This window comes from Aeromonas sp. QDB68, assembly GCF_027707405.1.
In the GTDB taxonomy this organism is placed as follows: domain Bacteria; phylum Pseudomonadota; class Gammaproteobacteria; order Enterobacterales; family Aeromonadaceae; genus Aeromonas; species Aeromonas caviae.
Genome location: NZ_JAPCIQ010000009.1, coordinates 1 through 20,234, shown reverse-complemented (window position 1 = coordinate 20,234; position 20,234 = coordinate 1). Strand labels below are relative to the sequence as shown.

The 20,234-nt window shown below is 62.8% G+C and carries 12 protein-coding genes; 9 read left to right on the top strand and 3 right to left on the bottom strand.

The annotated features are described in order from the left end of the window. Window positions 1-28: 28 nt before the first annotated feature. The 3 genes from aceE to lpdA all read left to right on the top strand — a co-directional run bounded on the left by aceE (window position 29) and on the right by lpdA (window position 6,281). Window positions 29-2,689 (top strand): pyruvate dehydrogenase (acetyl-transferring), homodimeric type, encoded by a 2,661-nt coding sequence (aceE, locus tag PG892_RS04920; protein WP_039040509.1) that lies wholly within the window; start codon window positions 29-31, stop codon window positions 2,687-2,689. Window positions 2,690-2,809: 120 nt separating this feature from the next. Beyond that, complete coding sequence (gene aceF / locus PG892_RS04915; protein WP_052814469.1) at window positions 2,810-4,705, top strand: pyruvate dehydrogenase complex dihydrolipoyllysine-residue acetyltransferase; 1,896 nt, start codon at window positions 2,810-2,812, stop codon at window positions 4,703-4,705. A gap of 148 nt (window positions 4,706-4,853) precedes the next feature. Continuing rightward, entirely contained in the window at window positions 4,854-6,281 is a 1,428-nt protein-coding gene (gene lpdA, locus PG892_RS04910) for a dihydrolipoyl dehydrogenase (protein WP_010675812.1), read from the top strand. A 73-nt stretch (window positions 6,282-6,354) separates the two neighbouring features. Here the strand turns inward: lpdA and PG892_RS04905 are convergent, their stop codons facing one another. After that, window positions 6,355-6,537: a hypothetical protein gene (locus PG892_RS04905; protein WP_017779057.1), complete on the bottom strand. Its 183-nt coding sequence runs from the start codon at window positions 6,535-6,537 to the stop codon at window positions 6,355-6,357. A gap of 143 nt (window positions 6,538-6,680) precedes the next feature. Beyond that, window positions 6,681-8,591, bottom strand: a complete 1,911-nt coding sequence (locus tag PG892_RS04900) for a methyl-accepting chemotaxis protein (RefSeq protein ID WP_052814470.1) — start codon at window positions 8,589-8,591, stop codon at window positions 6,681-6,683. A gap of 273 nt (window positions 8,592-8,864) precedes the next feature. Between PG892_RS04900 and PG892_RS04895 the strand changes: the two genes are divergently transcribed. The 3 genes from PG892_RS04895 (at window position 8,865) to PG892_RS04885 (ending at window position 15,798) form a co-directional block, all read left to right on the top strand. Next, complete coding sequence (locus tag PG892_RS04895) at window positions 8,865-11,168, top strand: patatin-like phospholipase family protein (RefSeq protein ID WP_043154122.1); 2,304 nt, start codon at window positions 8,865-8,867, stop codon at window positions 11,166-11,168. Window positions 11,169-11,397: 229 nt separating this feature from the next. Then, the gene (gene acnB / locus PG892_RS04890) at window positions 11,398-13,995 is read left to right on the top strand and encodes a bifunctional aconitate hydratase 2/2-methylisocitrate dehydratase (protein WP_043154124.1); all 2,598 of its coding nucleotides are present in this window, start codon (window positions 11,398-11,400) and stop codon (window positions 13,993-13,995) included. Between the two features lie 231 nt (window positions 13,996-14,226). Further along, window positions 14,227-15,798: an EAL domain-containing protein gene (locus PG892_RS04885; RefSeq protein WP_052814471.1), complete on the top strand. Its 1,572-nt coding sequence runs from the start codon at window positions 14,227-14,229 to the stop codon at window positions 15,796-15,798. On the opposite strand, the gene PG892_RS04880 is transcribed toward PG892_RS04885, so the two are convergent. Then, window positions 15,795-16,712, bottom strand: a complete 918-nt coding sequence (locus PG892_RS04880; protein WP_052814472.1) for a LysR family transcriptional regulator — start codon at window positions 16,710-16,712, stop codon at window positions 15,795-15,797. The genes PG892_RS04885 and PG892_RS04880 overlap by 4 nt on opposite strands. Window positions 16,713-16,788: 76 nt before the next feature. Here PG892_RS04880 and PG892_RS04875 point away from each other — a divergent pair, with 76 nt between their 5' ends. The 3 genes from PG892_RS04875 to PG892_RS04865 all read left to right on the top strand — a co-directional run bounded on the left by PG892_RS04875 (window position 16,789) and on the right by PG892_RS04865 (window position 20,127). Further along, window positions 16,789-17,406, top strand: coding sequence for a LysE family transporter (locus tag PG892_RS04875; RefSeq protein WP_010675804.1), 618 nt, complete (start codon window positions 16,789-16,791; stop codon window positions 17,404-17,406). A 115-nt stretch (window positions 17,407-17,521) separates the two neighbouring features. Continuing rightward, window positions 17,522-18,928: a D-arabinono-1,4-lactone oxidase gene (locus tag PG892_RS04870; protein ID WP_048208545.1), complete on the top strand. Its 1,407-nt coding sequence runs from the start codon at window positions 17,522-17,524 to the stop codon at window positions 18,926-18,928. Window positions 18,929-18,999: 71 nt separating this feature from the next. Then, window positions 19,000-20,127, top strand: coding sequence for a CobW family GTP-binding protein (locus PG892_RS04865; protein WP_052814473.1), 1,128 nt, complete (start codon window positions 19,000-19,002; stop codon window positions 20,125-20,127). The last annotated feature ends 107 nt before the right edge of the window (window positions 20,128-20,234 follow it).

The window sequence follows — 20,234 nt, the reverse complement described above, 5'->3', positions numbered from 1 at the left end:
TGCAATCACAACAACATAGGAACCAGCCATGTCTGATATCCTGAAGAACGATGTGGACCCGATAGAAACGCTGGAGTGGCTTGCCTCTCTGGAATCCCTGCTGCGTGAAGAGGGTCCGCAACGCGCTCAGTTCATCCTTGAACAGTTGGCCGAGAAAGCCCGCGCAAGCGGTGTGGACGTGGCTGCCAAGGCAAACCGCGACTACATCAACACCATCCCGTCCAGCGACGAGCCGGCTTACCCGGGCGACCTGGAAATGGAACGCCGCATTCGCGCCATCATCCGCTGGAACGCCATGATGATCGTGCTGCGCGCTTCCAAGAAAGATCTGGACCTGGGTGGTCACATGTCTTCCTTCGCTTCTTCCGCGACCATCTATGAAGTCTGCTACAACCACTTCTTCCGTGCCCGCAACGAGAAGGACGGTGGCGATCTGGTCTACTTCCAGGGTCACATCTCCCCGGGCATCTACGCCCGCGCATTCGCCGAAGGTCGCCTGACCGAAGAGCAGCTGGACAACTTCCGTCAGGAAGTGGATGGCAAGGGTATCCCTTCCTACCCGCACCCGAAACTGATGCCGGAATTCTGGCAGTTCCCGACCGTTTCCATGGGTCTGGGCCCCATCGCCGCCATCTATCAGGCGCGTTTCCTGAAGTACCTGACCGACCGTGGCATCAAGGATTGCTCCGAGCAGACCGTTTACGCCTTCCTGGGTGACGGCGAGATGGACGAGCCGGAAGCCAAGGGTGCCCTGACTGTTGCCGTGCGTGAAAAGCTCGACAACCTGGTGTTCGTGGTCAACTGCAACCTGCAGCGTCTGGATGGTCCGGTTGTCGGCAACGGCAAGGTCATCAACGAGCTGGAAGGTCTGTTCGCCGGCGCTGGCTGGGACGTGACCAAGGTCATCTGGGGTCGCAAGTGGGATGAGCTGCTGAAGAAAGACACTTCCGGCAAGCTGATCCAGCTGATGAACGAGACCGTGGATGGTGACTACCAGACCATGAAGTCCCGTGACGGTGCCTACGTGCGCGAGCACTTCTTCAACCGTTACCCGGAAACCGCCGCGCTGGTCAAAGACATGACCGACGAGGAGATCTTCGCCCTGAACCGCGGTGGTCACGACCCCCGCAAACTGTTCGCCGCCTTCTCCAAAGCTGCACAGACCAAGGGCAAGCCGACCGTGATCCTGGCCAAGACCATCAAGGGCTATGGCATGGGCGAAGCGGCCGAAGGCAAGAACATCGCTCACCAGGTCAAGAAGATGGATCTGGGCTCCGTGCGTCACCTGCGCGATCGTTTCAACCTGCCGGTCACCGACGAGCAGCTGGAAAACCTGCCGTACCTGAAGATCGAAGAGGGTACCGAAGAGCACAAGTACCTGCACGCCCGCCGTGCCGCACTGAAGGGCTATGTACCGACCCGTCTGCGCGAGAGCACCACCAAGCTGGAAATCCCGGCGCTGGATGCCTTCGGTCCGCTGCTGGGTGAACAGGCGCGCGAAATCTCCACCACCATGGCGTTCGTGCGTTCCCTGAACGTGATGCTGAAAGACAAGTCCATCGGCAAGCGCATCGTCCCGATCCTGGCTGACGAAGCCCGTACCTTTGGTATGGAAGGTCTGTTCCGCCAGATCGGTATCTACAGCCCGCACGGTCAGCAGTACACCCCGCAAGACCGCGACATCGTCTCCTACTACAAGGAAGACAAGCAGGGTCAGGTTCTGCAAGACGGTATCAACGAGCTGGGCGCCATGTCCTCCTGGCTGGCTGCTGCCACCTCTTACAGCACCAACGACTGCCCGATGATCCCGTTCTACATCTACTACTCCATGTTCGGCTTCCAGCGGATCGGCGACATGGCGTGGGCAGCCGGTGACCAGCAAGCCCGTGGCTTCCTGCTGGGCGCGACCTCCGGTCGTACCACTCTTAACGGAGAGGGCTTGCAGCACGAAGATGGTCACAGCCACATCCTGGCCAACACCATCCCGAACTGCATCTCCTACGACCCGTCCTACGCCTATGAAGTGGCAGTGATCGTACAGGACGGCCTGCGCCGCATGTACGGTGAGAACCCGGAGAACGTGTTCTACTACATCACTACCCTGAACGAGAACTATGCCATGCCGGCCATGCCGGAAGGCGCCGAGGAAGGCATCCGCAAGGGTATCTACAAGCTGGAAACCGTGGCCGGCACCAAGGCTAAGGTACAGCTGCTGGGTTGTGGTTCCATCCTGGGTCACGTGCGTACTGCCGCCCAGATCCTGGCCAGCGAGTACGGCGTGGGTTCCGACGTGTTCAGCGTCACCTCCTTCAACGAACTGGCTCGTGACGGTCAGGACGCGGATCGCTGGAACATGCTGCACCCGACCGCCGAAGCGCGTGTGCCCTACATCGCTCAGGTACTGGGCAGCGAAGCCACCATCGCTGCGACTGACTACATGAAGTCCTTCGCCGATCAGGTGCGTGCCTTCGTTCCGACCGAGAACTACCGTGTACTGGGTACCGACGGTTACGGCCGCTCCGACAGCCGTGCCAACCTGCGTCGTCACTTCGAAGTGAACGAGTTCTACGTAGTGGTTGCTGCCCTGACCGAACTGGCCAAGCGCGGCGAGGTAGACAAGCAGGTTGTGGCCGAAGCCATCGCCAAGTACGGCATCGATGCCGACAAGGTCAACCCGCTGTACGCGTAAGAGGATTGAGTGTCGCGCCGGGTATCCGGCGCGACCTTGCCTGGGTTTAAACGGATAACGCGGGATGCGCGTGGTGATGCTCAGGCAGCCACGCGGATGCACGCAAGAGGATAAAGCGCAATGTCCAAACAGATTATGGTGCCGGATATCGGTGCTGATGAAGTTGAAGTCACCGAGATCATGGTGGCCGTGGGTGACAAGGTCGAGCTGGACCAGTCCCTGATCGCCGTGGAAGGTGACAAGGCCTCCATGGAAGTCCCGGCTCCGGCCGCCGGTATCGTCAAAGAGATCCTGATCAAGGTGGGCGACAAGGTTGCCACCGGTTCCCAGATCATGGTCTTCGAAGCCGAGGGTGCTGCCGCACCGGCTCCGGCCCAGGCTGCTGCCCCGGTTGCTGCCGCGCCGGCCGCCGCTCCTGCTGCTGCCGCTCGCCAGGACGTCAACGTGCCGGACATCGGTGGTGACGAAGTCGAAGTAACTGAGATCATGGTTGCCGTGGGCGACATGGTTGAAGCCGACCAGTCCATCATCGCCGTGGAAGGTGACAAGGCCTCCATGGAAGTGCCGGCACCGTTCGCCGGTCGCGTGGTCGAGATCAAGGTTGCCGCCGGCGCCAAGGTTTCTACCGGCTCCCTGGTGATGGTCTTCGAAGTGGCGGGCGCAGCCCCGGCCGCTGTTGCTGCGCCGGCTCCTGCTGCTGCCCCCGTGGCTGCCGCTGCTCCGGTTGCCGCCGGTGCCAAGGACGTCAACGTGCCGGACATCGGCGGTGACGAAGTGGAAGTGACCGAAATCATGGTCGCCGTGGGTGACAAGGTTGAAGCCGACCAGTCCCTGATCACCGTGGAAGGCGACAAGGCCTCCATGGAAGTGCCTGCGCCGTTCGCCGGTGTGGTCAAGGAGATCAAGGTGAAGGCGGGTGACAAGGTCTCCACCGGTTCCCTGATCATGGTATTCGAAGTGGCGGGTGCCGCTCCGGCTGCCGTGGCTGCTCCGGCTCCTGCCGCAGCGCCCGTTGCTGCCGCACCGGCTGCCGCCGCTCCTGCGCCGGTTGCCCAGGCTGCTGCCGCCTCCGATTTCGTCGCCAACGACGCCTACGTCCACGCCTCCCCGGCAGTACGCCGTCTGGCGCGCGAGTTCGGTGTCAACCTGGCCAAGGTGAAAGCCTCCGGTCGCAAGGGTCGCATCGTCAAAGAAGACGTGCAGGCTTACGTGAAGGATGCGGTCAAGCGCGCCGAGTCCGCTCCGGCTGCCGGCACCGGCACTGGCAACGGCATGAGCGTCGTGGCCTGGCCGAAGGTTGATTTCAGCAAGTTCGGCCCTGTCGAAGAGCTGGAACTGACCCGTATCCAGAAGATCTCCGGTCCTGCCCTGCACCGCAACTGGGCCATGATCCCCCATGTCACCCAGTTCGACGAAGCCGATACCACGGATCTGGAAGCGTTCCGCAAAGAGCAGAACATCCTGGCCGAGAAGCAGAAGCTGGACGTGAAGATCACCCCGCTGGTGTTCATCCTGAAGGCGGCCGCCAAGGCCCTGGAAGCCCATCCGCGCTTCTGCAGCGCCCTGTCCGAAGACGGCAGCAAGCTGATCATGAAGAAGTACATCCACATCGGTGTGGCGGTGGATACCCCCAACGGTCTGGTGGTTCCGGTGGTTCGCGACGTCAACAAGAAGGGCATCCACGAGCTGTCCCGCGATCTGGCCGAGATCTCCAAGAAGGCCCGTGCTGGCAAGCTGACCGCTGCCGACATGCAGGGCGGTTGCTTCACCATCTCCAGCCTGGGTGGCATCGGCGGTACCAGCTTTACCCCGATCGTCAACGCGCCGGAAGTGGCCATCCTGGGCGTCTCCAAGTCCGAGATGAAGCCGAAGTGGAACGGTAAAGAGTTCGTGCCGCGCCTGATGCTGCCGCTGGCTCTGAGCTACGACCACCGCGTCATCGATGGCGCCGACGGTGCCCGCTTCATCACCACCCTGAGTGGTGTGTTGTCCGACATTCGTCGACTGGTCCTGTAAGTGAGAGGGCGGGCCCAGAGCCCGCCCTTTTTGCTTCTCATTTCGTTAACAGGATTGTAAACTTGCCCCGTTTTTTTCACGGCTGCAGCGGCCTTGTTTGGCATAAGACTGTGCTGTCCGGGGATATAAGAACGACAAAGAGGTCATGATGAGTAAAGAAATCAAAACCCAGGTCGTAGTACTGGGTGCTGGCCCTGCCGGTTATTCCGCTGCCTTCCGTGCGGCTGACTTGGGTCTGGATACCATTATCGTCGAGCGTTACTCCACCCTGGGTGGCGTCTGCCTGAACGTGGGTTGCATCCCGTCCAAGGCACTGCTGCACGTCGCCAAAGTCATTGAAGAAGCCAAGGCGCTGGCCGAGCACGGCATCGTCTTCGGTGCCCCGCAGACCGACATCGACAAGGTGCGTCTGTGGAAAGAGAAGGTCATCAACCAGCTGACCGGCGGTCTGGCTGGCATGGCCAAGATGCGTAAAGTCCAGGTCGTGAACGGCTTCGGCAAGTTCACCGGTCCGAACACGCTGGAAGTGGAAGGCGCCGACGGCAAGACCACCGTCACCTTCGACAACGCCATCATCGCCGCCGGTTCCCGTCCGGTGAAGCTGCCGTTCATCCCCCATGACGACCCCCGCGTATGGGACTCTACCGATGCGCTGGAACTGACGACCGTTCCTGGCAAGCTGCTGGTCATCGGTGGCGGCATCATCGGTCTGGAGATGGGTACCGTGTACTCCTCCCTGGGTTCCGAGATCGACGTGGTGGAATTTGCCGACCAGCTGGTACCGGCTGCCGACAAAGACATCGTCAAGATCTACACCAAGCGCGTTGCCAAGAAATTCAACATCATGCTGGAGACCAAGGTCACCGCCGTTGAAGCCCGTGAAGACGGCCTGTACGTCTCCTACGAAGGCAAGCACGCCCCGGCCGAGCCGGTTCGCTACGACAACGTGCTGGTTGCCGTAGGCCGTGTGCCGAACGGCAAGATGCTGGATGCCGAGAAGGCCGGTGTTGCCGTCAACGAGCGCGGTTTCATCGAGGTGGACAAGCAGCTGCGTACCAACGTGGCCCACATCCACGCCATCGGCGACATCGTCGGTCAGCCCATGCTGGCCCACAAGGGTGTACACGAAGGCCACGTGGCGGCCGAAGTCATCGCCGGCAAGAAGCACTACTTCGACCCGAAAGTGATTCCGTCCATCGCCTATACCGAGCCGGAGATGGCCTGGGTGGGTCTGACCGAGAAGGAAGCCAAGCAACAGGGTCTGAACTTCGAAGTCGCCACCTTCCCGTGGGCTGCTTCCGGTCGCGCCATCGCGTCCGACTGCTCCGACGGCATGACCAAGCTGATCTTCGACAAGGAGAGCGGCCGCGTCATCGGTGGTGCCATCGTGGGTACCAACGGCGGTGAACTGCTGGGTGAAATCGGTCTGGCCATCGAGATGGGTGCCGACGCCGAAGACATCGCGCTGACCATCCATGCTCACCCGACTCTGCACGAGTCCGTGGGTCTGGCTGCCGAAGTGTTCGAAGGCTCCATCACCGACCTGCCGAACGCCAAGGCCAAGAAGAAAAAATAATCTTCTGCCCGTTTCATAAGAAAAGCCGCTCCATGGAGCGGCTTTTTGTTGTCTGTCTTTCGGCACCCAGCGGTCAGCAGCGCCCCTTCTTGGCCTGTCCCGGTGGGCAGAAGGTACCGTATCCTCCGCGATCCCCATCACTGACCCGGATCCGGGTATCGTCCACGCTCACATCGGCCCCGTGCACCCGCACGGGCCCGCTGCTGCAGGCACTGAGCAGCCCCCCCAGCACTATCATCACGACCAGCTTGCCCATCATACCTCCTCGCGTTTTCCTGATTATGAGGCATGTGGCAGGGCGGTGGGAGACGGTGTATCCCCCGTGCGTCACGGCTTGCCGTGGTCATGAAGAAGGGCGCCGAAGCGCCCTGGTGTGGGTCAGGAAGAGGTGCCGGACGCTCAGAGGCGGAAGTTGCCGACCAGCTTGTCGAGCTCGCCGGAGAGGTGCTGCAGGTTGCGGCTCGACTCGGTCAGGTGATGGGCGATATCGGCGGTCTCCATGGTGAGCTGGTTGATGTCCTCCACGTTGCGGTTGAGTTCGCCCACCACGCTCGACTGCTCTTCGGTGGCGGTAGCGACCTGGATGTTCATGTCGCTGATCTGGGTGATGTGCCCGGTGATCTGGTCGAGGGCGCCGTTGGCCTCGTCGGCCTGGGTCACCACCCGCAGGCTCTGGTTGCGGCCCAGGGCCATGGCGCTGACGGCGCGGGCGCTCTGCTCCTGGAGGCTGTTGATCATGCCCTGGATCTCGGCGGTGGAGGCGGCGGAGCGGCTGGCGAGGTTGCGCACCTCGTCGGCTACCACGGCGAAGCCACGGCCCTGCTCGCCGGCGCGGGCGGCCTCGATGGCGGCGTTGAGGGCCAGCAGGTTGGTCTGCTCCGAGATGCTGCGGATGGTGTCGAGGATGCTGCCGATGGAGTCGGTCTGGCTCGCCAGGGACTCGATAACCCCGGCGACCTGTTCGATTTCACCGGAGAGGCCGACGATGCCGTGACGGGCTTGGGCGACAACCTGGGCCCCCGCATCGGCCTGCTCGTTGGCCTGCTTGGCGACGTCGGCGGCGAGAGACGCATTGCCGGCGATCTCGGTGACGGTGGCCCCCATCTCGTGGATGGCGGTAGCGACCTGGACGGTGCGATCCCGCTGGGCGGTGCAGTTGTGCTGGGTGAGCTGGGCTTTGGCTGCCACCTCGTTGGCGGTGGCGGCGAGCTGGCGGGAGTTGCTCGCCACCTGTTCGATGGAGCCGTGGATCTTGGCGACAAAGTTGTTGAAGCCGGTCGCCACCTGGGCCAGTTCGTCACGGCCATCGACCTTGAGGCGATGGGTGAGGTCGCCATCACCGCTGCCGAGTTCGCGGAACAGGCGGGCCAGTTCGTTGAGGGGGCGGCTCACGGAGCCCGCCAGGAGAACGCCGAGCAGCCCCATGCCGACGGCGATGGCCAGGCTGACCAGCACCATGTGCAGGCGCGCTCTGTCCAGTTCGGCATAAATCTCGGCCTCCGGCACCTGGGCCACCAGATACCAGTCGAGCAGGGGGATGTAGCTGCTGGCCAGGATTACTGGCTGGCCGTCGACCTCGGCATGGGTGGCGGCAAAGGGCTGCTTGTTGAGCAGGTTGGTGCTACTGCCGCTGGCCAGCTGGGTCAGGTTGTCCCGATCGATGCGGGCGGCGTCGGGGTGCAGCTTCACCTTGCCGCTGCCGTCTGTCATGAAGACGAAGCCGCTGTCGCCGATGCGGAAGTTGGCGAGCATGCTGACCATGCTGTCGAGGGATTTGGCGAGGCCGGCGAGGCCGCGTCCGTCGAGTTGCTGGAAGTTGACGAACAGTTTCACCTCGCCGTTGCTCTCCCGAAAGATGCTAAGCATCAGATCCTGGCGGCTCTTGGTGTAGTCATAGAACCAGTTGTCCTGCTCGTGGTTCAGGATGCGCAGAAAACCGTCCTGGTTGTAGTAGGCGGCACTCTGACGATCGGCGAAGGAGGCGGTGACCAGACCATACTGGCTCGTCATGTCCTTGAGCTGGTTGATGAGGATGGACTCCTGCTCCTTGGGCATGCCGCGCTCGACCCAGTCCAGCACGAAGCGGTCGTTGGCAAGCTGTCTGGCGGCATTGGCGACCGAGGTGAGATCCTTTTCGATCTCCTTGCCGATGCGCTGGGTCAGGTTGGGCAGCTCCTGCTCGAACATGCGGTCCTCGATCAGCTGCTGGGCAGAACGCTGGCTGAAATAGCCCACCAGCAGGCAGGAGAGGGCCACGGCGAGGATGACGGTGGCCAGAATTTTCTGTTTCAGTGTCAGGCTTGCGAACATAAGGGTGACTCGTAAGTGTGAACCAGGGTTGAACTCATAATAGCGGCTGATTTGGCGCGCTCTTGAGGCGGTGGGGGCCTTTATTGTCGATTAACGTTTGCGCTCACACCCGGATTGGGCTGGATTGGCGCCCGATTTTGCCGAGACATCGTCGCAAGCGGGGCGACCCCTCGCCAGCACCCCGGCTTGCGGTTAAAGTGCTTGCACTTATAGTAGGCTGCACCTGACTGGCGGCCTGCCCGCTCGACTCGCACCGGATTTATGGACTCTCATATGCGCATCTTTCATCGGGGATGGACCCACCTGCTCGTGCTCCTGCTGGCGACCCTGCCGTTCATGGCGGCGGCCGGAGCCAATGATCCCGCGCCTTCGGCCAGAAACCCGGGGGCAACCAAGATGGAGCGTCCGAGGATCGCCCTGGTACTGAGCGGCGGCGGGGCCAAGGGGTCGGCCCATATCGGGGTGCTCAAGGTGCTGGAGGCAAAGCACATCCCGGTGGACATCATCGTCGGGACCAGCATGGGCTCCTATGTGGCGGGCATGTATGCCATGGGGCTCAGCGCCGAGGAGGTGGAGCGCACGACGCTGGCCATCGACTGGAACAAGGGCTATCAGGACAAGGTGGGGCGCGACGAGCTATCCCTGCGCAAGAAGCAGCAGACCGAGAAGTACCAGCTGCGCACCGACATCGGGGTCAACGGTGACCAGACCCAGCTGCCGCACGGCTTCTTCCAGGGACAGTCCATGGCCAGCCTGCTGCGCCACGCCACCTCCAACCTGCCGGCGCAAAAGAGCTTCGACAACCTGCCTATCCCCTATCGCGCGGTGGCGACCGACATGGAGACGGTGACCCCCTTCGTGCTGGATCACGGCAGCCTCGCCAAGGCGATGCAGGCCTCCATGTCCATTCCCGGTGCCCTCAAGCCGGTGGACTGGGACGGCCGCATCCTGGCCGATGGTGGCACGGTCAACAACATGCCGGTGGACGTGGCCAAGGCCATGGGGGCCGACGTGGTGATCGCGGTGGACATCAGCGCCAAGCTGCGTACCCGGGAGTCCCTCAAGTCGGGATTGGCCATGATCGATCAGCTCACCACCTACATGACCCAGGTGGGGACCGAAAAGCAGAAGGCGCTGCTGGGCCCCAGGGACATCCTGCTGACCCCCGAGTTCGGCAACATGGGGATCGCCGACTTCGCCCTGATGCCGGAGGGGATCAAGATCGGGGAGGCGGTCGCCAACAGTGCAGCGGCCCGGCTCGATGCACTCTCTCTCTCGCCCGCCGCCTACGCCGACTATCGCAACGGCAAGCTGAGCCGGCGCGCCGAGCGCAGCGGCCAGCCCGCCTACTACATCGACAAGGTGGAGATCATCAACAAGTCGCGCCTCTCCGACGACACGGTGCGGGCCATGCTGAACGTGCGTCCGGACAAGGTGCAGACCTACGAGAGCCTGGAGGCGGGGATCCGTCGCCTCTACGCCCTGGAGTCGTTCGATCGCATCACCTACGAGGTGGAGGAGCGGGACGGGGAGAACGTGCTGGTGGTGGACGCCAGCGAGAAGAACTGGGGGCCGGGTTATCTCAACTTCCAGCTCGGCTTCTCCGATGACTTCGAGAGCAGCTCCAACTACAACGTCGGCATGTCCTACACCCTCACCAACGTCAACGACTGGGGAGGCGAGTGGCTGACCGAGGCGTCCCTCGGGACCGCCAAGCACCTCAAGACCGACTTCTACACCCCGCTGGAGCCCTCCCAGACCTACTTCGGCGAGACGAGCCTGGCCTACGACAAGACCCAGCGACGCGTCTTCTTCCCGGAAGAGAGCAGGTCGTCGTCCGGGGTCAGCTATCTGGACTCCGAGTACAGCTTCACCAGCGTGGATCTCGCCGTCGGCTGGAATCGCCAGCCCTGGAGCCGCTTCTCCCTTGGGCTGGAGGGCAAGATCGGCAGCGTGGAGATCCAGAACCTCACCAACGCGGATGCCGATGCCTCCGCCTGGGGACCCTACATCCGCTTCGAGCACGACACCCTCGACAGCCGCTACTTCCCCTATCAGGGGGTCTACTGGGACATCAAGGGGGGCTACTCCTACGTCGATCTCGACCCCGCGGACGCGCCCTCCGAGCAGGCCGAGGGGGTGAATTACCGGCTGGTGATGATCAAGCCCTGGTCCTGGGACAGGCACAGCCTCAACCTGATGCTGGAAGGGGGCGGCTCAAGCTCCCAGGAGACGGTACCGCTGTTCGTGCAGGATCTGGGCGGGCTGTTCCGCATGTCCGGCTTCCAGCATTACCAGTTGAGCGGTCGCTACAGCCTGTTCGGCGGGCTGCGCTACATCTACCGGGTGGCGGACAACGACTTCGGCGCCTTCAAGGCGCCCCTGTTCCTCGGGGGCTCCCTCGAGCAAGGGGGGGTCTGGGACAAGGGAGAGGACATCAGTATCGAATCCTCCTATACCTCGGGTTCCCTCTATATGGGGGTGGAGAGTTTCCTCGGTCCCATCTTCCTCGGCTATGGCGTGGCGGAGGGGGGACACGACATGTTCTATCTGCAATTGGGCACTACGTTCCAATAAGGGCGAAATGCTGCCTTTTTGTTAACTCACCTTGGGTGGGCGGCTTGTCACTCTAAAAAAACCTAATTGGTTTATATGGTTATGCTGGTTTGATGAATAACTGCACAGGGTTTGGATTTTAATTAGTCGTTAAAACTTATATAGTGGGGGGCACCCTACGGGTGTCCCGCAAGGACGATCGCCGCGAGCTTGGGCGAACCCCAAAAAAAAGACCAAAGAGGAATTAGTCGTGCTTGAAACATACCGTAAACACGTCGCAGAACGTGCCGCCGAAGGCGTGGTCGCCAAACCTCTGGACGCAGAGCAGGTCGCCGCCCTGGTCGAGCTGTTGAAGAACCCGCCCGCCGGCGAACAGGACTTTCTGAAAGAACTGTTGTCCTCCCGCATTCCCCCGGGTGTTGATGAAGCGGCCTATGTGAAAGCCGGCTTCCTCACCGCCGTCGCCAAGGGCGAGGCCCATTCCCCCATCCTGACTGCCGCCGAAGCCGTCGAGCTGCTCGGTACCATGCAGGGTGGTTACAACATTCAGCCGCTGATCGACCTGCTGGACGATGCGACCCTGGCTCCTCTTGCCGCCAAGGGCCTCTCTCACACCCTGCTGATGTTCGACTCCTTCCACGACGTGGAAGAGAAGGCCAAGGCGGGCAATGCCCACGCCAAGCAGGTGCTGCAATCCTGGGCTGACGCCGAGTGGTTCCTGAACCGCCCGGCCCTGGCCGAGAAGATCACCGTCACCGTGTTCAAGGTGACCGGCGAAACCAACACCGACGATCTGTCGCCGGCGCCGGACGCCTGGTCCCGCCCGGATATTCCGCTGCACGCCCTGGCGATGCTGAAGAACGCCCGTCCCGGCATCACCCCGGACAAGGATGGCGTCATCGGCCCCATCAAGACCATTGATTCCCTGAAAGAGCAGGGCTTCCCGCTGGCTTACGTGGGTGACGTGGTCGGTACCGGCTCTTCCCGTAAATCCGCCACCAACTCCGTGCTCTGGTTCATGGGCGACGACATTCCGTTCGTGCCGAACAAGCGTGCCGGCGGCGTCTGCCTCGGTGGCAAGATTGCCCCCATCTTCTTCAACACCATGGAAGATGCCGGCGCCCTGCCCATCGAAGTGGACGTCTCCAAGCTGGAAATGGGCGATGTCATCGACATCTTCCCCTATGAGGGCAAGATCACCCGCCACGGCACCGACGAGGTGCTGGCCCGGTTCGAACTGAAGACCGAGGTGCTGATCGATGAAGTGCGCGCCGGTGGCCGCATTCCGCTGATCATCGGCCGCGGCCTGACCGACAAGGCCCGCGAAGCGCTGGGTCTGCCGTTCTCCACCGTGTTCCGTCGTCCGCAGCCTGTTGCCGACACCGGCAAGGGCTTCACCCTGGCCCAGAAGATGGTGGGCAAGGCATGTGGCGTGGAGGGCATCCGCCCGGGCACCTACTGCGAACCCAAGATGACCACGGTCGGCTCTCAGGACACCACGGGCCCGATGACCCGCGACGAGCTCAAAGATCTCGCCTGCCTCGGCTTCTCTGCCGATCTGACCATGCAGTCCTTCTGCCACACCGCCGCTTATCCCAAGCCCATCGACGTGCAGACCCACCACACCCTGCCGGACTTCATCATGAACCGCGGCGGTGTCTCTCTGCGTCCGGGCGACGGCGTCATCCACTCCTGGCTGAACCGCATGCTGCTGCCGGATACCGTGGGTACCGGTGGTGACTCCCACACCCGTTTCCCCATCGGCATCTCCTTCCCGGCTGGCTCTGGTCTGGTGGCCTTCGCCGCCGCCACCGGCGTGATGCCGCTGGACATGCCGGAATCCGTGCTGGTGCGCTTCAAGGGCGAGCTGCAGCCGGGCATCACCCTGCGTGACCTGGTCCATGCCATCCCCTACGCCGCCATCCAGAAAGGGCTGCTGACCGTCGAGAAAGCGGGCAAGAAGAACATCTTCTCCGGCCGCATCCTCGAGATCGAAGGTCTGCCGACCCTGAAGGTGGAGCAGGCATTCGAGCTGGCGGACGCCAGCGCCGAGCGCTCTGCCGCTGGTTGCACCATCAAGCTGGATAAAGAGCCGATCATCGAGTATCTGAAGTCGAACATCGTGATGCTGAAGTGGATGCTCTCTGAAGGCTACGGCGACGTGCGCACCATCACCCGCCGCATCAAGGGGATGGAAGAGTGGCTGGCCAACCCGGTACTGATGGAAGCGGACAAGGATGCCGAGTACGCCGAAATCATCGAGATCGATCTGGCCACCATCAAGGAGCCGATCCTGTGTGCGCCGAACGATCCGGACGACGCCCGTCTGCTGAGCGACGTGGCGGGTGACAAGATTGACGAGGTGTTCATCGGTTCCTGCATGACCAACATCGGCCACTTCCGCGCCGCTGGCAAACTGCTCGAGAAGTATCAGGGCGAGCTGCCGACCCGCATGTGGATCGCCCCCCCCACCAAGATGGACAAGGATCAGCTGACCGAAGAGGGCTACTACGGCATCTTCGGTCGGGTCGGTGCTCGCATCGAAATCCCGGGCTGCTCCCTCTGCATGGGCAACCAGGCGCGCGTGGCGGAAGGGGCCTCCGTGGTCTCCACCTCCACCCGCAACTTCCCGAACCGTCTGGGCAAGGGTGCCAACGTCTATCTGGCTTCTGCGGAGCTGGCCGCGGTTGCCGCCATCATCGGCAAGATCCCGACCGTGGAAGAGTACCTGCAGTATGCCAAGACCCTGGACGCCACTGCTGCCGACACCTACCGCTACCTGAACTTCAACGAGATCGCCTCCTACACCAAGAAGGCCGATGCGGTGATCCTGCAGCAAGCGGTCTGAGACTCGCCGGTCTGACCACTGAAAATAACAATGCCGCGTCTCGACGCGGCATTTTCCATTTCAGGGGGCTGCGCGATAATGACCCGCCATGCCCAGCAACGGCGTCGTCGATTTGCCTGGTACGCGCGTTGCGCTTTCGTTGTCTGGCCATGATGGCCCCACCGTTTCCTGGTGGGCATTTTTATACCGCGGTACCTGCGAAGCGGGCCCGCGCATTGCGGCGTGGTTGCTATGTTTCTGTTCCGGATTGATCTGGCCCGCATGAAGTGGCGCCTTGGTTGTGCCCTGCTGGTGTTAGCCCTGCCCCTGGTGATGGGAGGGTGGATGGTGCATGACAGCTACGAGCAGGAGCTGAAGAACGATGCCAGTGCGTCAGCCAGCAAGGCCAGAACCTTGCTGGAGCGCATGCTGGATCAGGCCGAGCGGGCCAACCTCGAGGTATTGCCGCTGGCCGGTCGCTCCTGCAGCGACAACCTGTTGCTGCTGCGCAAGCGGGTGGCGCTGGAGCCGTTCCTGCGCTCCATCAATCTGGTGCGACAGGGGATCATCAACTGCACCTCGCTGTTTGGGCCTGCCAGGGAAGTGGATGACGGCTCCCGCTACACGGATCGCAAGTTGCTGCTGATGAGCGGCAACCTGGTGCGCAAGAATCACCCCTTGCTGGTGGTGCGTCAGGAGCGGGGGCGTGATGCGGCACTGAGCGCCATTGACAGCAGCCAGCTCAGTTTCATGCTCACCCTGAGCAGCGATCCCAGCGAGCTGTTCTTGCAGGTGGGGTCCGCCTGGCTCGATGAGTCCGGCCACTTCCAAAGCGATCCGCCGAAACTGCACAGCAAGTTTGCCCTGATACTCGCCTCCCAGCGTTACCCCTTCACCATCCACGCCGGTTATGCCATGCCGATCTACTGGCGTGCCCTGTGGGAGGCTCGCCATCTGCAGCTGATCTGGCTGGGAGCCAGTTCGCTGGTGCTCTCACTGCTGGTGTGGTGGCTGCTTGGGCGGCCGGGGGCCCTGACGGACGAGCTGAGACGCGGGCTGCGATCCAGGGAGTTTGTCCCCTATCTGCAACCGCTGATCGCCAGCAAGGGCGGCAAGATGGTGGGAGCCGAGGTACTGATGCGCTGGCAACATGCCACCGAGGGGCTGATCCGCCCCGATCTCTTCATCCCCCAGGCGGAAGAGTCTGGCCTGATCGTGCCCATGACGGTCAACCTGATGAAGACGGTGGCCAAGACACTCCACCCGGTACAGGAGCAGTTGCCCGAGGCATTTCACATCAGCTTCAACATCAGTGCCATCCACTGCCGGGACCTCTCCCTGGTGGCGGAGTGCCGCGACTTCCTCGGCCACTTCGTTCCGGGACGGGTGGTGCTGGTGCTGGAGCTCACGGAGCGGGAGCTGCTGGTGACCAGCCCGCAGACCCTCTCCCTGTTTCGCCAGCTCGACGAGATGGGGGTGCAGCTCGCCATCGATGACTTTGGCACCGGCCACTCCAGCCTCATCTATCTGCAGCAATTCCACGTGGACTATCTCAAGATCGACCGCTCCTTCATCGGCCGTATCGGGACGGAGTCCCTCTCCGAGCACATCGTGGACAACGTCATCGACCTTGGGGGACGGCTGGGGTTGTCCCTGGTGGCCGAAGGGGTGGAGACGGAGCAGCAGGCCGCCTATCTGAGAGGCAAGGGGGTCCAGTATCTGCAGGGATACCTGTTTGCCCGCCCCATGCCGATACGCCAGTTCTGCCGGGAGCTGACGGCGGGAGAGATACAGGTCGCTGCCGGGCGCACCGCCCAGGGCTAGGCCGCGCCCACCAGGCTGTGCAGCCAGTTCACCAGGATGTCGTGGGGGCTGCCGGGTTCGGGAGGGGCGGGGGCGAGCAGGTGATAGCCGGTGCCGTCGGGGACGAAGCCGAGCGGTGCCACCAGCAGACCGGCCTCGATATCGTCGCACACCTGGCGGTAGGGGCCGATGGCGACTCCCAGCCCGGCGACTGCCGCCTGCAGGCTGAAATAGAAGTGCTCGAAGGTCTGACCCGGCACCTCCTCGTCGGCGGACATGCCTGCGTGCTGCTGCCACTCCAACCAGGCGCCCGGACGGGTCTTGGTGTGCAGACGGGGGGCCGTTGGCCTGAGGGCCTGCACATCCCCCCTGGATTCAAAAAAGTGCGTCACCTTGCCCGGCGGGCAGACAGGGCCGGTCCGCTCTTCGAACAGCAACTGGTTGTAGAGCTCGGCAGGCCAGTGAAAGTCGTTGCGCCGGATGGCGAGATCGATGCCGCTGCCAAAGCTGAGGGCGCCGCCGCCCGCCATCAGGTGTACGTCCAGCTCCGGGTGCAGGGCCTGGAAGGCGGGCCAGCGCGGGATCAGCCAGCGCATCAGAAGGGTGGGTTCGCAGGAGAGCACCAGCGACTGGGGACGGCTCTGCTGGCGCAGGGCCTGCGCCGTCTGGCGGATGCTGCCCAGCCCCTCTCTGACCGCCTGATAGAACCGTTCACCCGCGTCGGTCAGAAAGACCCGGCGCTGGCGCCGCTCGAACAGCATGACCCCCAGATCCTCCTCGAGCAGTCGTACCGCCCGGCTGATGGCGCCATGGGTGAGGTGCAGTTCGTCGGCGGCGCGGCCGAAATGCTCGGTGCGGGCAGCCACCTCGAAACAGCGCAGGGCGGTGAGGGAGGGAAGCGAGAGGTCTTTTTGTGAGTTTTTTTCACCATTCATGTCAGAAATCATCGTTCGTTATTGGTGTTGTTGGCAAATAAAATAGCCGATATCCCCTCTAATCAGGACTATTTTCATGACCGAACTGTTAGCCGTTGTCGCCATTACTCTCTTTGCCGTCATCAGCCCCGGGCCCGACTTTGCCATGGTGTCGCGTAACAGCCTGCTGCTCTCGCGCCGCACCGGCGTGCTGACGGCGATCGGCATCGCGGCCGGGGTCTGCGTGCACGTGGCCTACACCCTGCTGGGGGTGGGCCTGCTGATCCAGCAATCCCTCTGGCTGTTCAACCTCATCAAGCTGGCAGGGGCCGCCTATCTCATCTTCCTCGGCATCAAGATGCTGCGGGCCAAACCGGCTGCCGATGAAGAGAGCATCTGTCAGCCTGCCCTCTCCAGTCTGGGTGCGCTGCGCACCGGATTTCTGACCAATGTGCTCAATCCCAAGACCACCATCTTCATCGTCAGCCTCTTCATGCAGGTGGTGCAGCCGCAGACGCCGCTGGCGGTCCAGATCGGCTATGGCGCCTTCATCGCGCTGGCGCACGCCCTCTGGTTTGGTGCGGTGGCGCTCTTCTTCTCCACCCCTGCGGTGCGGGACCGACTGCTGGCGGTACGCCACTGGATCGATCGGGTGTTCGGGGGCCTGCTGGTGGGATTCGGCATGTTGCTGGCATTGACCCAGCAGACGCGCTGAGGCGGGGAGGGGGGCTCCCCCTATCCACCCCCGACTGTAGGGTCTTGTTTTTCATGCCTTGGCAGCCACTTTTCGGTAGAATTGGCGCTCATTTTGAAGTCAGATGAGGCGCGGTATGACGGTCAGGTTCCAGGCATTTCACAGCATCAAGGCGATTGGCAATCGGGAGGTGCTGTTCAACTGGTCCAGAACCAACCCCCTCGGCGCCCTTGATCAGGTGTGGCGCCCGACGACCCGTGACGAGCTGCAGCAACTGCTGCGGGAATACCCCGAGCGCAAGCTGCGGCTCATCGGCTCCGGCCTCTCTTTCGAACCCATCCACAGTGTCTACGCCGAAGGCAGCCAGGCGCTGCTGGTGGACCTGCACCACCTGCGCGGCCAGCTGGACAAGACTGCCGATACGGTGACCTACCTGGCGGGGACGCCGCTTGATACCGTCTATGCCGACCTCATCGCCATGGATCGCATGCTGCCGGCGTCCCCCGGCGTCATCGGTATCCAGACCCTGGGCGGTGCGCTCAGTACCGGCACCCATGGGCAGGGGCTGCACCAGTCCGCCCTGTGCGATGCGGTGGCTGCCCTGACCGTGATGCTGGCGAGCGGCGACATCATCCGTGTGGATCGCACCGATCCGCGCTTCGGCGCCTTCGTGATGGGCATGGGGATGCTCGGCATCCTGCTGGATGTGACCCTCAACACTGTGCCCAACCGCATCATGCGCTGCACCAAGTTCACCACTGACTACCCCTTCCTGCTGGAACACAACGAGCGCCTCAACCGGGAGCACGCCTTCGTGAAGAGCTGGTGGTTCGCCTGGACCGGCGAGAGCCACATCTGGCTGGTGGATCCCGCCTCCGATGACGAGGTGGCCCGCTACCGGGCCGGGGGCAGCGAGCCGCTGGTGCTGGAGGGAGACATGGACGAGCGCATGAACCTGGCGCTCAATGCCACCATAGACGCGACCCTGCAGAAGATGGCCAGAGACACCAAGGACGAGGCCAGGGCAGGCGAGCACTTCGAGACGGTACGCCGCTTCAAGGACGCCTCGGATCTGGTGGGCAACGTCTACCAGATCCTCTGCAAGGGGATCCCTGCTCCCCAGATCAACTGCGAGGTGGCCGTGCCCCTCGAACGCATGGGGGAGGCCCTTGAAATCCTGCAGGCATGGCAGGAGGCGAACCCCGGCGTGCTGCACTACCCCTTCATCCTGCGCTGCACCGGCCCCTCCGTGGCCTGGCTCAGTGCCGCCCATGACAAGTCGGTGTGCTGGATAGGTTTTCTGGTCTATCTGGCGGCGGACGGGACCTTTGTCGGGGGCTCCATGGAGCAGATGCGCGAGTTGCAGCAACTGCTGGTGCCCCTCGGCGGTATTCCCCATTTCGGCAAGCACCTGGCGATGGACCTCTACGACTTCCCGGCCCTGTTGCCGCGCTGGCACGACTTCTTGGCCCTGAAGCGGGAGCTTGACCCCCATGGCCGTTTCGAAAACCGTTGGCTCGGCGACCTGTTCGCCAACCGGTAAGGATCTGACATGACCGATATGCAAGACACTCGCTTACTCATCCTCCTGCCGATCAGAGGGGGGGCAACCCGATGACAGACATGCAAGACACCCGCATCCCCGTGACCCTGCTGACCGGTTTTCTCGGCAGCGGCAAGACCACCTTGCTCAACCACTGGGTCAAGCAGCCCGAGCTCGGGGAGTGCGCCGTGCTCATCAACGAGTTCGGCTCCGTGGGGCTGGATCACCATCTGGTACAGCAGGTGGACGAGCAGGTGGTGCTGCTCGATTCCGGCTGCATCTGCTGCTCGGTGCAGGGCTCCCTGGTGGAGGCGCTGCAGGGGCTCTTCATGAAAGCCATCCAGCGCAAAATCAAACCCTTCAAACGGCTGATCATCGAAACCACTGGTCTGGCCGATCCGGCCCCCGTGCTGTTCACGTTGAGGGAAGAGGGCTTTATCGCCCAGCGCTACCGCTTCGACGGCACCGTCACCGTGGTGGATGCCGGTCATATCGAGCAGCAGCTGGCCGCTCAATATGAGGCGGTCAAACAGGTGGCGCTGGCGGATCTGCTGGTGGTGAGCAAGGGCGATCTGGTGGATGAAGAGACCCTTGCTCGGGTGGAAGCCCAACTGGCGGCCCTCAATCCGGCAGCCCCCATCCAGCGGGTCAGCAATGGGGTGCTCTCGCCCGCGGTGCTGGAGAGGCTCGGCGCCTACAACGAGGCGGCGGGGCGCGACGTGCGCCAGTTGCTGGCCTGGCTGCGTACCGAATCCCCGAAACAGGGGCTGGCTTCGCCCATGCAGCCGAAGATGACGCCGTTTGCCGCCAAGGTGGGGACGGCCGCGCCCACCCGCTTCGAGCACGGCAATATCGAAAGTTTCTCCCTGCGCATCGGTGAGCCGCTCAAGCCTTCCCGCCTGCTGGCCGCCATCGATGCGGTGCAGGCGCAATACGGCGATGCCCTGCTGCGCCTCAAGGGGATATTGCAACTGGAAGGGGAGAGCCAGCCCGTGGTGATCCACGGGGTGCACGGCCAGCTCTATCCGTTGCAGGCGCTGGGGGAGTGGCCCGAAGGCAAGGCCCAGTCCCGGCTGGTGTTCATCGTGAAGAGCCAGGACAGGGTAGGCATAGAGCAGTTGTTCTTCTCGACCCTCAAGGCCCCCGAACCCAGCCTGGAAGAGCACCTCAAGGCCATGCTCGGCCAGCCGGATGCCTGATATGCTGATATGACCCGCGCTCGTGCGGGTCTAATGAGATGGTCACCCCCACCCTGTGAGCGGTACGCTGACAGGGTGTTTTTCTTTCAGGAGAGGCCATCATGGAA